Annotated in this window: 12 protein-coding genes and 1 tRNA gene; 1 reads left to right on the top strand and 12 read right to left on the bottom strand. The window is 62.6% G+C overall.

Going from position 1 to position 13,587, the window contains the following annotated elements; translation table 11 throughout:
* The first annotated feature begins 123 nt into the window (after positions 1 to 123).
* Entirely contained in the window at positions 124 to 597 is a 474-nt protein-coding gene (rraA, locus tag QP977_RS08130; RefSeq protein WP_016422839.1) for a ribonuclease E activity regulator RraA, read from the top strand.
* 97 nt (positions 598 to 694) lie between these two features.
* On the opposite strand, the gene QP977_RS08125 is transcribed toward rraA, so the two are convergent.
* From QP977_RS08125 to QP977_RS08070, 12 genes are all read right to left on the bottom strand, one after another.
* Positions 695 to 768, bottom strand: a tRNA-Pro gene (locus tag QP977_RS08125).
* Between the two features lie 86 nt (positions 769 to 854).
* Positions 855 to 1,862, bottom strand: coding sequence for a hypothetical protein (locus tag QP977_RS08120; RefSeq protein ID WP_284847244.1), 1,008 nt, complete (start codon positions 1,860 to 1,862; stop codon positions 855 to 857).
* A gap of 156 nt (positions 1,863 to 2,018) precedes the next feature.
* A complete protein-coding gene (der, locus tag QP977_RS08115) occupies positions 2,019 to 4,319 on the bottom strand; it encodes a bifunctional cytidylate kinase/GTPase Der (protein ID WP_049170462.1) in 2,301 nt (766 codons plus the stop codon).
* A gap of 51 nt (positions 4,320 to 4,370) precedes the next feature.
* Positions 4,371 to 5,222, bottom strand: a complete 852-nt coding sequence (locus tag QP977_RS08110; RefSeq protein WP_049193586.1) for a pseudouridine synthase — start codon at positions 5,220 to 5,222, stop codon at positions 4,371 to 4,373.
* A gap of 342 nt (positions 5,223 to 5,564) precedes the next feature.
* On the bottom strand, positions 5,565 to 6,254 hold the full coding sequence (gene bioD / locus QP977_RS08105; protein WP_070429687.1) for a dethiobiotin synthase: 690 nt from the start codon (positions 6,252 to 6,254) through the stop codon (positions 5,565 to 5,567).
* Between the two features lie 27 nt (positions 6,255 to 6,281).
* A complete protein-coding gene (locus QP977_RS08100) occupies positions 6,282 to 7,640 on the bottom strand; it encodes an adenosylmethionine--8-amino-7-oxononanoate transaminase (protein WP_284847243.1) in 1,359 nt (452 codons plus the stop codon).
* A 212-nt stretch (positions 7,641 to 7,852) separates the two neighbouring features.
* Complete coding sequence (locus QP977_RS08095; RefSeq protein WP_284847242.1) at positions 7,853 to 9,013, bottom strand: PDDEXK family nuclease; 1,161 nt, start codon at positions 9,011 to 9,013, stop codon at positions 7,853 to 7,855.
* A 412-nt stretch (positions 9,014 to 9,425) separates the two neighbouring features.
* On the bottom strand, positions 9,426 to 10,040 hold the full coding sequence (gene scpB / locus QP977_RS08090; RefSeq protein ID WP_049170455.1) for an SMC-Scp complex subunit ScpB: 615 nt from the start codon (positions 10,038 to 10,040) through the stop codon (positions 9,426 to 9,428).
* Between the two features lie 129 nt (positions 10,041 to 10,169).
* Entirely contained in the window at positions 10,170 to 11,012 is an 843-nt protein-coding gene (locus tag QP977_RS08085) for a segregation and condensation protein A (RefSeq protein ID WP_284847241.1), read from the bottom strand.
* Between the two features lie 3 nt (positions 11,013 to 11,015).
* Entirely contained in the window at positions 11,016 to 11,891 is an 876-nt protein-coding gene (locus QP977_RS08080) for a ParA family protein (protein WP_049189940.1), read from the bottom strand.
* 64 nt (positions 11,892 to 11,955) lie between these two features.
* Positions 11,956 to 12,894, bottom strand: a complete 939-nt coding sequence (locus tag QP977_RS08075) for a site-specific tyrosine recombinase XerD (RefSeq protein WP_070862667.1) — start codon at positions 12,892 to 12,894, stop codon at positions 11,956 to 11,958.
* Positions 12,891 to 13,544, bottom strand: coding sequence for an NUDIX domain-containing protein (locus QP977_RS08070; RefSeq protein WP_070866389.1), 654 nt, complete (start codon positions 13,542 to 13,544; stop codon positions 12,891 to 12,893). The genes QP977_RS08075 and QP977_RS08070 overlap by 4 nt, the downstream gene beginning before the upstream one ends.
* Between the last annotated feature and the right edge of the window lie 43 nt (positions 13,545 to 13,587).

Genomic DNA, 13,587 nt, shown 5'->3' with positions numbered 1-13,587 from the left:
CGGCCTTCGGAGTGTCAATCGCTGCCAGCGAATTTGCACCATATGTCTTTAGTCACATCTTGAGTTTGAAACAATGGGTTTAACACTTGATGCGAGCAATTTTCGGAAGGACTTGAATCCCCTATGGCAATCGAATTCATCCCCACCGCTGACCTGGTTGACGAGATCGGCCCGGACGTGCGTTCCTGCGATACTCAGATGCGTAACCTCGGCGGTCGCGTGGAGTTCTGCGGCAAGATCTCCACGGTCAAGTGTTTCCAGGACAACGCGCTGCTGAAGAAGGTCCTCTCCGAACCGTCGGAGGGTGGCGTGCTTGTCATCGACGGTGACGCTTCTGTGCACACGGCGCTGGTCGGTGACGTTATTGCGGGGCTCGGCAAGGACAATGGCTGGGCTGGTGTGGTCGTCAACGGCGCGATTCGCGACTCCAAGCTGATTGGCGAGATGGACTTCGGCTGCAAGGCGCTTGGCACCAACCCGCGCAAGTCCACCAAGACCGGTGAGGGCGAGCGCGACGTCGTTGTCTCCTTCGGCGGCATTGACTTCGTTCCGGGCGAGACGCTCTACGCTGACTCCGACGGTATTGTCGTGCGCTAGTGCGCTTGTGAGCTATGGGCAAACAAAAGCCTTAAGCAATAGCCGTAAACAAAACCGCCGCCTCCCGGAATCTTCCAGAAGACGGCGGCTATTTTTGTCGGGCTGACCGGATTTGAACCGACGACCCCCTCACCCCCAGTGAGGTGCGCTACCAAACTGCGCTACAGCCCGTGTGCACGAAAGTGCAACGAGCTATAGGTTACATCATTGGAGTTTGAAGGCGAAAATCGCCCCTGGCACCTTCCCTGGCTACCGCATTACTGCAGGTAGATGGTCACAGGCGTGGATGTCTCCGCCATCTGTCCCTCCGGCGGATCGATCGAGGCAACCTTACCCATGATCGCGGCCACAGAGTTGGTCGGATTGCCCTCGGCGTCGACGACAGTCACATTCTGGTAGCCGTTGGTACGCAATTCCACCTCAACCGATGCCGGACTCTTGCCCACCACGCCCTGCGGGATGGTGCCCCAACCGCTGCTGCGCTCACCGGGGCCGGGGATAGCTGGCGGCGACTCGCGAAGTTGGTCGAGCTCCTGCTCGAGGCGCTCACGGGTGTCGTTAATCGTGCCCGACGGGTCCAAGCGATCGGTGGGACTTGTCGTGGTTTCTTCCGGCGAGGTTGTCGTCGGCGTCGGGCTTGACGACGTCTCCTGCGTCGGCACCGCCGTATTGTCGTTTTTGTCCTCGGTTCCGGAAGTAAAGGACAAAACCAGGGCTACCAGCGCGACTACGGCCACCATGGCGGCGATGGCCACGATGGCGACAGGCTTGCCCCAGCCCTTCTTGGAGTCATCATTGCCACTGTTGCCACGGTTATTACCGCGGTTGTTGCCGTTATTCATGTCGCCGTAACCGCCTGCGCCGCCTGCGGAGTACTGCTGGGTTGCACCTGCCTGCTGGCCCGCCTGACCATAGCCGCGTTCTTCTTCAGAAAGCGGATCCCAGTACTGGCCGCTACCCTGTGCGCCACTGCCTTGTGCACCGGCGGCACCAGCACCTGCACCGGCTCCGGCACCTCGCGAGTTCTCAAAACGTGTTTCATCGCCACGCTGCAGGAATTGTGTCTCAGAGGAGTCGCCACCGAAGTATTCGGTCGGCTGCTCGCCCGCGAAGTCGGCATCTGGGTTGTATCCGCGGTATCCCTCGTCCCGCGGAATGTAGCGAGTCGCGGAGTCATCGCCGTATGCGCTTGAGGAATCGCGTCCGTAGCTGTTGTCTCGGCCATCGTGCTGAGAGCCGTCACGGTTGTTGCCGCGCCTGACCATTGTCAGTTCTCCTTATCGCTAATTTACTGAAACTCTAAAATGCCAACGAAAAGCCCAAAATGCAATCGCCTAAATCACATTTTGGGCTTTTCTCAGCTCAATTCGAGCGACTAGCAGGCCTGAACGGAACTACCTGACGGTGCTTCCTAGCAGGTCCTAGCGGCGCTTCTTCTTCTCGCGGACACGCACCGCGATGCGCACCGGTGAGCCCTCGAAACCGAATTCTTCACGCAGCTTGCGCTCCAGGAAGCGACGGTAGCCGTGCTCCAGGAACCCGGTGGTGAACAGCACAATTACCGGCGGGCGCGAGGATGCCTGGGTGGCAAACAGCACGCGCGGCTGGCGGCCACCACGCAGCGGTGGCGGGTTCTGCTGCATAATCGCACGCAACCAAGTGTTCAGGCGACCAGTGGAGATACGCTTATCCCACGACTCCACGGCCTCCAGCATGGCCGGCTCTAGTTTCTGCACAGCGCGACCAGTCTTGGCGGAGATGTTCACCCGACGAGCCCACGGCACATGTGCGAGCTGCTCTTCAATTTCGCGCTCGAGCAGGTCGCGACGGTCCTCATCCATGAGGTCCCACTTGTTGTAGGCGACCACAAGTGCGCGACCGGAGTCGAGAATCATGCGCAGCACGCGCTGGTCCTGCTCGGTGATCTGCTCGGAAGCATCGACCAGGAAGATGACGACTTCGGCGTTGTCAATCGTCGAGCGAGTACGCAGCGAGGCGTAGAACTCGTGGCCCTTGGCGGTCTTGGTCTTCTTGCGGATACCAGCGGTATCCACAAAACGCCAGAGCGCCTCGTCCATCTGCACCAGGGAGTCCACCGGGTCAACCGTGGTACCGGCCACGTCGCTGACCACTGCGCGATCTTCACCGGAGAGCTTGTTCAGCAGCGAAGACTTGCCCACATTCGGCTTGCCCACCAGCGCCACACGACGCGGCCCGGTCGGCAGCGACTTCGCACGCGGCACCTCCGGGAAGGAAGCCACCACTTCGTCCATCACGTCGGCATTGCCACGACCGTGGAGGGCCGAGGTTGGGTGCGGCTCGCCGAGCCCGAGGGCCCAGAACTCCGCGACGTCGCCAAGCTGCGAATCCGACTCAAACTTGTTGGCGGCGAGAATAACCGGCTGCTCCGCGCGCTGCAGGCGGCGGGCCATGACCTCTTCCGTGGCGGTGATGCCGACGGTGGTGTCGACGACCATGACAATCACATCGGCGGTCTCCATGGCGGTCTCCGCCTGACGAGCAATCGCCGCATGCATGCCCTTGGCGTCCGGGTCCCAGCCGCCGGTATCCTGCACCCAGAAGCGACGTCCGCCCCATTCCCCCAGGTAGGAGATGCGGTCGCGGGTCACGCCCGGGAAGTCTTCGACAACTGCTTCACGACGGCCAATGAACCTGTTAACCATGGTGGACTTACCAACATTCGGTCGTCCCACAATGGCCACGGTCGGAAGAGCTTCTTCCTCCTCGTCGCTCACGCCAAGCGCTGCGAAGGCGTTTTCCAATTCTTCCCAGTCGGCATCGTCATCGATCTGGCCGGTTTCGGCGCGCTCGATGGCTTCGGAGATGATCGTCTCGTGGTCAGCGATTGTGCGGTCGATGAACTCGTCTGCGCTGGTGTGGCTGCCTGCGGTGCCCGGCGCGTTTTCGCTCTCCACGTTTGCGACCAGGTGTCCGGCGGTGTCGTCCTCGGAGTCGTCGTAAGAGCCCTCGAACTCCTCGTTGTCGACATCGTCCCAGTCCATAGTGGACCCCGGGTAGCCGGCCTCAACGACATCGAGGACGTTTTCCACGACCTCTTCAATGTCCATCTCAGAGGTGTCCAGAATGAACGCGTCCTCGGCTGGCTTCAGCGGAGAGGTCGCACGGTTGCTGTCGAGTTCGTCGCGGCGGATGACGTCGGCAAGCACGGTGTCGAAGTCAGCCTCACGACCAGCAGCGATGTCCTGGTCGTAGCGGCGGCGAGCGCGGACCTCTGCGGAGGCGGTCATGAAGATCTTCGCCGGAACGTCCGGGAGCACGACCGTGCCGATATCGCGGCCTTCCACCACACAGCGCACAGCCGATGCGGCCAGCGAACGCTGGAGTGCGACCAGGTTGGTGCGCACGGCCGGAATCGCGGAGACCGCCGACACGTTGCGGGTGACCTCCGGGCCGCGAATCTCGCCGGAAACATCCTCGCCGTCGAGGAGGACCGCAGTGGAGTTCGGGTCATCGGAGACTTCCAGTGGCAGGGCGGCCGTCGCCTTGGCCACGGCTTCCTCATCAGTCGGGTCGATACCCTGGCGCAGCACCCACAGGGTGGCCACGCGGTACATTGCGCCGGTGTCCAAGTACTTTGCACCCAGCTCGGTTGCGACCATCCGGGAGACAGTCGACTTGCCAGTGCCGGAAGGGCCGTCAATGGCAACCAACAGCATGTCGTCAGTGTTCTGCTCGCTCATGTGGGCTCCTTCAGCTCCTTGGTTCTCTTCGTTCTTTTTCACTAGTGCCATTTACAGCCCCACCGCGTTGTAGAGGGAGGTCAGCTCAGCCCGGTTGAGTGCGCGGAGAGCGCCCGGGGTCTGCTCGCCCAGCTGGACAGTGTGAATCTTAGTGCGCACCAGGCGCTCGACCGGGAAGCCCGCAGTCTTGAGCATCCGGCGGACGATGTGCTTGCGGCCCTCGTGCAGCTCGATGCGGACGATGGAGCGGCCCTGCCAGACATCGATGATCTGCGCCATGTCCGCCTTAGCGATGCCGTCATCAAGCTCAATGCCCTTTTCCAGCTCACGCATGACCTTGGCATCGACCTCGCCGACAACGGTGGCCATGTAGGTCTTGGTGACCTCGTAGCTCGGGTGCATCAGGCGGTTGGCCAGCTCACCATCGTTGGTGAGCAGCAGCAGGCCCTCGGTGGGCGCATCCAGGCGACCCACGTGGAAGAGTCGCTGACCAGCGCTGATCTTCTCACCGATGATGTCGCCCACACACGGGCGGCCCATGTCATCGTGCATGGTCGACTGCACACCACGCGGCTTGTTCAGGACGAAGTACTGCATGTCCTCATTGACGATGACGCGGGAACCATCAACGCGAATCACAGACGTGTTCGGGTCCACCCGCACGCCCTGCCGCGTCACAATCTTGCCGTCGACCTCGACGCGGCCTTCGTCGATAAGCTTTTCCGCCATACGACGCGACGCCACGCCTGCCTGTGCCAATACCTTCTGCAGGCGCACGCCCTCGCCTGCTTCGCTGTGCACGCGCTTGCCCGAGCCGCGGCGGTTGTCGTCCACATGCTGGTGGCGCGCCGGGCGAGCGTTGGATACGTAGATGTCCTTCGCGTGGACGTTGGAGGTCTCCATCTTCGCGCCGCTGTCGCGACGGCTGCGGTTGCGCTGGGCGTTAGTGGAGCCGCGGTTGGATTGATTCTTACGGTTCTTGTGTGCCGGTGTGCCTTCTCGGCGAGCGGGCTTAGCCACTTGACCTACATCCTTTTCAAGCGTTGGAGAATGTTCTGTTTGTTAGAACGTCAGCGCCAGGCGACGCTGTTCTCTCCCCCGTGGGCCCAAAATTGGCCGGTGGAAGCAGGTTAATAAAGAGAATTACAGAGAAAGCCTCGCGCCTTGTCGTCTAGCCACCTTAGCACGTTTTTCGCAAAACGCCAGCTTAACGACGTCCCGCGCGGCCTCCACCTACAACGTCTTTTACAGCGCTGCGGCCCACTCTCGCACGCCCGGCAGCCACTGCGTAGCTTTCGCCACAAACTCCTGCCGGTCCAGCGCGCCAGCTCCCGCCTGCACCGACCCCAGCAGCGGCACCCCGGTGATGCGCGGCAGTTCCTCCAGGTTCGTCTCAATGATCGGGTCGACCTCCGCCGGCAACGAACCGCCCACCAGCGCCGTGACATTGACTCCACGGCCCCGCGCCACCTCGACGGTGAGCTCCGCCTCGTTCAGGCAACCCAGGTCCAACCGCGTCACGACCACCATCTGACTACCCGGCAACAACGCCGCCAGCTCCGGCAGCGCCCAGTCCTCGCCGAGCCGCACCAGCAAGCCGCCCGCGCCCTCCACGAGGACAACGCGGTTCGGCCCGTCGATAAGCTTGATCTTTTCAGCGATCTCCGTGGCGTTCGGCAGGCGCATTCCCGCGCGCTGCGCCGCCGCCACCGGCGCCATCGGCTCGGGGTAACGCACGAAGCCATGCAGGTTGTCGATCCCCGTCAGCTCTGCGACAGTGTCCAAATCACCGCCATTTGGGCCCGGAAAACCGGTCTGAATTGGCTTGACGACGTGCACCTCCTTGCCTTCCTCGCGAAGTGCCGCCGCCAGGGCTGCCGTGCCGATGGTCTTTCCAATATCGGTACCGGTGCCTGTGACAAGGACGATGCTCATGGTGGTTGATGCTCCTTTTTGGTTGCGCTACTTGCGTTTTTCCTCCGCGGCGACGATGGCGGCGATGGCCTCACAGATGCGATCGACCTCGTCATTGGTGCTGATATACGGCGGCATGGTGTACACCAACTTGCCGAATGGCCGCAGCCACACCCCAGCATCGACAGCTGCTGCGGTGGCCAGCCCCATGTCCACCGGGCGCTGCATCTCCACAACCCCGATTGCACCAAGGACACGCACGTCGGCCACGGCATCGCTGCTGGCTAGGGGTTGGAGCTGGTTGCGGAGTCGGGACTCGATGCGCGGGACATCCTCACGCCACTGCCCCTCTGCAATCAGGTCGAGCTGCGCGCAGGCCACGGCACAGGCCAACGGGTTGCCCATGAAGGTCGGGCCGTGCATGATGCCTCCGCCTGCGCCACTGGAAATGGTGCGAGCCACGTCGGCGGTGGTGAGGGTGGCTGCGAAGCTCATAAAGCCGCCGGTCAGCGCCTTGCCGACACACATAATATCCGGCACAATCCCGGCCGCCTGCGTCGTGAACAGGTCACCGGCCCGGCCGAAGCCGGTGGCGATCTCATCCGCGATGAGCAGAATCCCGTGCTTGTCACACAGCTTCCGGAGCCCCACAAGCAGCTCGTGGTCATGGAACCGCATGCCACCAGCGCCTTGGACCACCGGTTCAATAATGATGCCGGCGACGGAGTCGTCGATAAGCGAATCGAAGTACGCGAGATAGCGTGCTCGTTCCTCCTCGGTTGCGCCGCGGGCGGGCGGTTTGTCGGCGAAGACCTGCGGAGTCCACTGCCCCGTCCACAGCGAATGCATGCCGCCCTCAGGGTCGCAGACGGTCATGGGCGCGCGAGTGTCGCCGTGATAGCCGCCACGCCAAGTGGCCAGGCGGGTGCGCTCGGGATGGCCTTTGGCCTGCTGATACTGCAACGCCATTTTGATCGCCACCTCGACAGAGACCGAACCCGAGTCCGAGTAAAAAATGGCATCGAAGCCGGGGCCTGCGAGCTTTAGGAGCTTCTCCGCCAGTTCGATGGCCGGACGGTGTGTGAGTCCGCCGAACATGACATGCGACATCGTGGTGGCCTGCTTCTTCGCGGCTGCGACCAGCTTCGGGTGCGAGTGGCCGTGACAGGCGGCCCACCAGCTGCTCATGCCGTCGATGAGGGTGCGGCCGTCGGCGAGGTGGAGGTTCACGCCCTCGGCGGACTCGACCAGCTTGGGCGCGACCGGCGACGGGATGGGGCCGTATGGGTGCCAGATGTGGTCGGCGTCGAATTGGGCGAGGTCGGCGATGGCTGGCTGGGTGTGTGGTTGGGCGGGTGGTTGGGAGTGCTGCGGGGTGTGCGGCTGGGCGGTTTCCGAGGCTGTCATGATACTCAGCATAATACCTGTACAGCGCCAGACTTGAACGCCGTTCGGGGTTGGTGGTGGAGCTTCTCGCAAGGATTACAGACAGTCTCAGTGACTTTACGACACCCATGTCACCTCGTGGCAGCTGTGGAGGTGGCATGAGGTGACACTCGTGTCGTGAAGTGGACTTAGGGCCTGTGGAAGCGGGCCGAGAGCGGCAGTGCCGACGCCGCCTAGTACAGCCGCCCCGCCTGGCTCCACACTCGTCGGCGACGCATGGCCAACTCGGCCGCCTTACCTGTGATCGTGATGGGCTGCCGCGCGAAGGCGTAGTTACCGCGATAGCAACTACCACCATTTGCTAGGTGACGCCGGATTTCCGCGGCTGCTTGCCGCAAGGTGGCTACGGCGGAGCCGTCGAAAAGCTGTGACCAGACGATCCGGATGACATTCAACCCGAGGTTCTTCAGGCGCTTTTCGCGCTCCAGCTCCTTTGCGATTGCCACCTGCGTGTCCGCGACTCCACCGTCGGTGTATTTCATACGGCCATCGAACTCGACGATCAGCCCAAGCTCGGGCAGGTAGAAGTCCACGCGTGCGATGAAGCCACGATCATCCCGAAAGGACACCTGCTGAAGCAACGGAGTACGAGAATCGTCGACAGAAGCTAGCCCCGCCTGGACGATTGCTTCTTTAGTGAGCGATTCCCCAATGCTTTCCGACGACGCTGTCGCTTGCCCCAACAATCTCCTGGCCTGTGCATTTCCCGGAGCACGCGGATATGCAGCCAACGTGGCCAACAGCTCCTCGGTGTCGGTGTGGCGCTGGAGGGCGGCGTCGGCAAGCACTAGTGCATTGTGCGGAGTGCGGGAACGGCAGACGTCGATGACGGACTTTGGGACATCGGTGACGAGGCGGCCATCGATTTCTACGATGTCCTCGGGGAGAATCCGGCCGGAGACGCGGATGAGGCGTTTGTGCGGCTGGTACGGGCCATTCGGCGTGCTTCGCGATTGCCCGCGCGTGCGGCCGGAGTTGGCTATCGCGATGGGAGTGTTGTGCGTAAGTAGAGGTAAACCGTGGAGAGCAGCGGCGGCATCGCGGGTGACTACGGTGGTGGTGCCGCGATGGACGAGCGCTTTGATTTCCAGGATGTAACGTTCGGTGCTGTTTAGGAGGAGCCACCTGTCGACCGGCACGTACGCGCCGTGTGCGAGCCACAGGAGGCTGCCGCTTTTGGCTCGCTGGCGGAGATCTCGGTCGGAGTGCTGGCCGATTCGGGAAATTGCGAATGTGCTGGGGCGGGCGCATTCGCGCTGCTGGCCGGTACGGATGATGTCGTCGGCGTCGTAGATCCACTGCGGCATCGGATTGCGCTCCTGAGGTCCATGCATTTGCTGGCTGGCGGGTGGTGGTGTGAGTGTTGGTGAGTGTTTGCGTGTTTGCGAGTGTTTGCGAGTGCTTGTGAGTGCTACGTTCTCATTTTTGGGCTCACACGGAGACTCAGGAGGCATCGATTTGGCATCGACTGTGGATAGTTTGCAGTTTTCGGGAGTTATCCACAGGGCGTGGGGTGGGTGTGTGGTGGGGTGCGTGTGCGTGTGGTGAGTGCAGTGGGGTGCAAAGGCTCGCAGTGAGCCGTCGTGAGCGGCAACCGCAGCCCCAAAATGCGACTTCACGACACCTATGTCACCTCGTGGCAGCTGTGGAGGTGGCATGAGGTGACACCCGTGTCGTGAAGTGGATCGATGACCGTCAGGCGAATCGAAAACCGTGAAGTGGGTCGTTCAATAGAGTGAACCCCACCTAGTCCAACGGCTCGTCGATCAAGTCGACCTCAGGCAGCAGCGGAGCCAAATCAGGCAGCTGGTCCAGCGAATCAATCCCCAAAAGCTCCAGGAACAGCGTCGTCGTAACGTACAAATGCGCGCCGGTTGCCGGGTCCTCTCCGGATTCCGCAATCAGACCGCGCGCGACCAGCGTGCGCATCACCCCATCGACATTGACACCACGCACACCGGAGACCTGCGCACGCGTGGCCGGCTGTCGGTAAGCCACTACTGCCAGCGTCTCCATAGCTGCACGTGAGAGCTTCGACTGCGAGCCATCCAGCAAGAATCGCTCGACCGCGCTGGCGTGGGCGGGAGCTGTGTAAAACCGCCAGCCCTCATCCGTTTCGCGTAGCTCAATGCCGCTGCGACGTGCACGGTATTCGTACTCGATTTCGCGAAGCACGTCACGGACATCACTTGCGGAAACATCCAGCGCCCGCGCCATATCCTCCGCCGCCACCGGCGTATCGACTACCAGCAGAATCGACTCAACGCCTGCTCGCAACGGGTCAATGGGCGGCAACTGAGCCGAAGAAGCAGACGCGGGCTCCACGGCCTGCTCGGATGGTCCGGAACTGGTTTCGCTCATGCGCGTCAGATTACGCAACCTCCCGCGCCGGGCGCTAATTGGCCGGGCGCTAATCAGCTGTTAGCGCCAGCCCAACCAAGCCTAGCCCACGCCCAACCAAGCCCACGCCCAACAGCCAGCCCCAGCCACCTACTCCCAGTTCGCCGCCGCCACGACGGCCGGGTCCACCTCGAGCCCGGTCCAGGCCACGTGGATTTCCTCCAGCGCCTCCTCCTGCTCCACACCAATCGCTTTGGCACGGTAGAGCTCCAGCAGCGCCAGGAACCGCCCAACAATCTCCATGGACACGCGGCATTCCGAGGTCAGCTGCGTAAACGTCAGCCAGGTCCCCTCGCCGGCCAGCCGCAGCGAGTCCAGGATTCTGCCCGCCTGCTCCGGCACGGACACGGGCACACCGTGAATGTGCCCGACACCGACTTCCTCCGGCGGCTTCGGTCGCATCACGACGGCCGCAAACTCGGCGAACTCCCCGAGCGTCATGCCCAGGCGCACGGGCGGCAGCAGCTCCTCGAACTGCTTGTCCGGTCCCACAGCTCGCGGATAGCGCCGCGGCGCGGTCTTCTGCCACTCCTCGAATTGGTCGGCCACCTTGCCATACGCCTGGTATTGCAGCAGTCGGGCGAACAGCAGGTCGCGCGCTTCTAGCAGTTCGAGGTCTTCTTCGCTGTCGACGTCGCCACGCGGCAGAAGCCGTGCGGTTTTGAGGTCGAGCAGCGTCGCTGCCACGACGAGGAATTCGGTGATTTCGTCGAGGTCGCTGACTGCGTCGAGGCTGCGCGTGTACGAGATGAACTCGTCGGTGACCGCCGCCAGCGCGACCTCGGTGACGTCCATCTTTTTGCTGCTGATGAGCTGCAGCAGCAGGTCAAATGGCCCGTTGAAGTTCGCGAGCGCAACGCGGAAGCCGGTGATCTCTTCCTGCACGCCCTCGCTTGACGACGGTTCGGGAGTGTAACTATCCGGGGAAGTCACCTATTATTTGCGGCCTTTGCGCTCGATGACCTCGCGGGCCAGGTTGCGGTACTGCGCCGCAGCTGGGGTGTTCGGTGCCCAGGTGGTGATGGGCTCGCCGGCGACGGAGGTTTCCGGGAAGCGGACGGTACGGGTGATGACCGTGTCGAAGACCTTGTCACCGAAGACCTCGATGAGGCGTTCCATGACTTCCTTGGCGTGGCGCGTGCGGCGGTCGAACATGGTGACCAAAATGCCGGAGACTTCCAGGTTGAAGTTCAGGCGGTCGCGGACCTTGGCCACCGTGTCGGTGAGCAGTGCCAGACCGCGCAGGGAGAAGTACTCCGCCACCATTGGGATGATGACGCCCTCGGAGATGGTCAGCGCATTGACGGTCAGCAGGCCTAGCGACGGCTGGCAGTCAATGATGATGAAGTCGTAGTCATTCATCACTGGGCGCAGCGCGCGTCCGAGGGCCTGCTCGCGGCCGACTTCGTTGACAAGCTGGATTTCCGCCGCCGACAGGTCGATATTGGCCGGAACGAGGTCCAGGCCGGAGACCTTGGTGTGGTGGATGGCATCGCGAACGTCGGTGGTGTCATCGACGATGAGGTTGTAGACGGTCAGGTCGAGCTCCTCATGCGGGACACCAAGACCGGCGGATAGTGCGCCTTGTGGGTCTAAGTCAACGAGCAGGACTTTACGACCGAACTCTGCCAGCGCCGCACCCAGGTTAATGGTCGAGGTGGTCTTACCCACGCCGCCCTTCTGGTTACACATTGCCAGGATGACTGCGGGGCCGTGACTGTTCAGGGGTGCGGGTTCCGGCAGCTCACGTGCCGGACGACCGGTGAGACCGAGTTCAACTCGATCGGCCTCAAACAACCCTTCTTCAGCCACAGTCAATCCCTCTTCCTTGAAGATTTCTCATCAATTCTACTGCGCGATATATTACCGCCACATATTACCGCGAGTATTCAGCCCGTGGGTGAGCCCCCGCCCAGACTCGTCGCATATTCTCCGCGGTAATCATGGTGTAGATCTGGGTCGTCGTCACCGAGGCGTGCCCCAGCAGCTCTTGGACCACGCGCACATCGGCACCGCCCTCAATGAGGTGTGTGCCGAAACTGTGGCGCAGGGTGTGCGGGGAGATTTTCACGCTCAGCCCGGCGCGCTCGCCTAGCTCCGCCAGCGTATTTCCCGCCGACTGCCGAGACAGCCTGCGCCCCAGCGAGTTAATAAACAGCGCCGGCCCGGAGTTCGCCCGCACCCAGCTCGGCCGCCCGCGTGTCAGCCACGCATCCAGCGCCGCCATGGCCGGCGATCCCACGGGCACGATGCGCTCCTTGCCGCCCTTACCGCGCAGCAACACGAGGTTGGTTTCGCGATCCACGTCATCGATATCCAGGCCGGTGACCTCGGAAACGCGCGCACCGGTCGAGTACAAAAACTCCACCAGCGCGCGGTTTCGCAAATCCGTCACGTCGGCGGTCTCATCGTCGGGGATGGACTCGATAAGCCGAGTGACCTCATCAATGCTGAGCGCCTTCGGATACCGCGAGGGCTGCTTCGGCGGCGCCACCCGCTTGGCGACATCCACATCCAACGCGCCCTCACACACCGCGAACTTGTGGAAGCTCCGCACGGCCGACAGCGACCGCGTCACCGAGGTCGGGGCCAGCGCTGGCCTTCCCGCCGACTTATCTCCCCGCGCCAGATACGCCAGGAACTCTGACACATCCTGCTCGGTGACCTGCGCCAATCGCGTACGCCCAATCTCCCGCAGATAGGTGCGGTACTTCTCCAAGTCGCGCTTATAACTGGCGAGCGTATTCGCTGACAGGCCCTTTTCCACCGCGAGGTAGGTGACGAAGGCGTCGACAAGCGGATCAATCGAACTCATCGGATGCGTTTCAGATCCGCGCCGGCGCCGAGCTGCTCGGTTCGACGCTTGGCCAGGGCCGTCGGCCGAATGTCGAACGGCTCCACGACCGAGCGCGGCGTCGCACCCCGCAGCAGCACCTCCGCCGCCAGCAAAATGCCGGACAGCGCGATGCCGTTGAGGACCTCTCCGCGCAGCGCCATCGCCACTGCCTCATCCACTGCGATCCACGACGCAGTCATGTCCGCTTCCTCATCGTGGGCTTCCGGCTTATCGACGGCACGGAGCCCCCTGGCCAGATAGATCCGGACCGCTTCCTCTGCGAACCCGGGCGAGCTGAACATATCGGTAAGCAGGGACCAGGACTCGGCCTCCAGTCCGGCTTCCTCGACCAGCTCACGCTTGGCGGCCTCCAGTGGGTCCTCGTCCGCGACATCGAGAAGTCCGGCCGGCAACTCCACCAAGCGCTGCCCCGCTGCCTGCCGCCACTGATTCAGCAGGTAGAGGCGGTTATCCTCATCTGCGGCAACGACTGCGACAGCGCCGAAATGCTCCACGATCTCGCGGGCGGACACATTCCCGCCTGGCATTCGCACCTGGTCGCGGCGGACCGCGATGATAGGTGCCTCGAGAACAATCTCGGAATCAACAACGTCAAATTGGTGCGCCATGAGCTTCACTCTAATAGGTAGGCCGGATTCGCCCTCGCGGAGC

The sequence above is a fragment of the Corynebacterium sp. MSK012 genome (assembly GCF_030232435.1).
GTDB lineage: Bacteria > Actinomycetota > Actinomycetes > Mycobacteriales > Mycobacteriaceae > Corynebacterium > Corynebacterium jeikeium_D.
Note: the sequence above shows the minus strand (reverse complement) of the source record. Positions and strands in the feature narration are given on the sequence as shown.

Bases quoted from the DNA above. Each gene is read 5' to 3' on its own strand.
- QP977_RS08110 (WP_049193586.1), bottom strand. From the start codon at position 5,222: ATGGAGACCTCCAACGTCCACGCGAAGGACATCTACGTATCCAACGCT.
- bioD (WP_070429687.1), bottom strand. From the start codon at position 6,254: ATGAGCATCGTCCTTGTCACAGGCACCGGTACCGATATTGGAAAGACC.
- QP977_RS08120 (WP_284847244.1), bottom strand. From the start codon at position 1,862: ATGGTCAGGCGCGGCAACAACCGTGACGGCTCTCAGCACGATGGCCGA.
- QP977_RS08075 (WP_070862667.1), bottom strand. From the start codon at position 12,894: ATGAGTTCGATTGATCCGCTTGTCGACGCCTTCGTCACCTACCTCGCG.
- QP977_RS08070 (WP_070866389.1), bottom strand. From the start codon at position 13,544: ATGGCGCACCAATTTGACGTTGTTGATTCCGAGATTGTTCTCGAGGCA.
- QP977_RS08100 (WP_284847243.1), bottom strand. From the start codon at position 7,640: ATGACAGCCTCGGAAACCGCCCAGCCGCACACCCCGCAGCACTCCCAA.
- scpB (WP_049170455.1), bottom strand. From the start codon at position 10,040: ATGAGCGAAACCAGTTCCGGACCATCCGAGCAGGCCGTGGAGCCCGCG.
- rraA (WP_016422839.1), top strand. From the start codon at position 124: ATGGCAATCGAATTCATCCCCACCGCTGACCTGGTTGACGAGATCGGC.
- der (WP_049170462.1), bottom strand. From the start codon at position 4,319: ATGAGCGAGCAGAACACTGACGACATGCTGTTGGTTGCCATTGACGGC.
- QP977_RS08095 (WP_284847242.1), bottom strand. From the start codon at position 9,013: ATGCATGGACCTCAGGAGCGCAATCCGATGCCGCAGTGGATCTACGAC.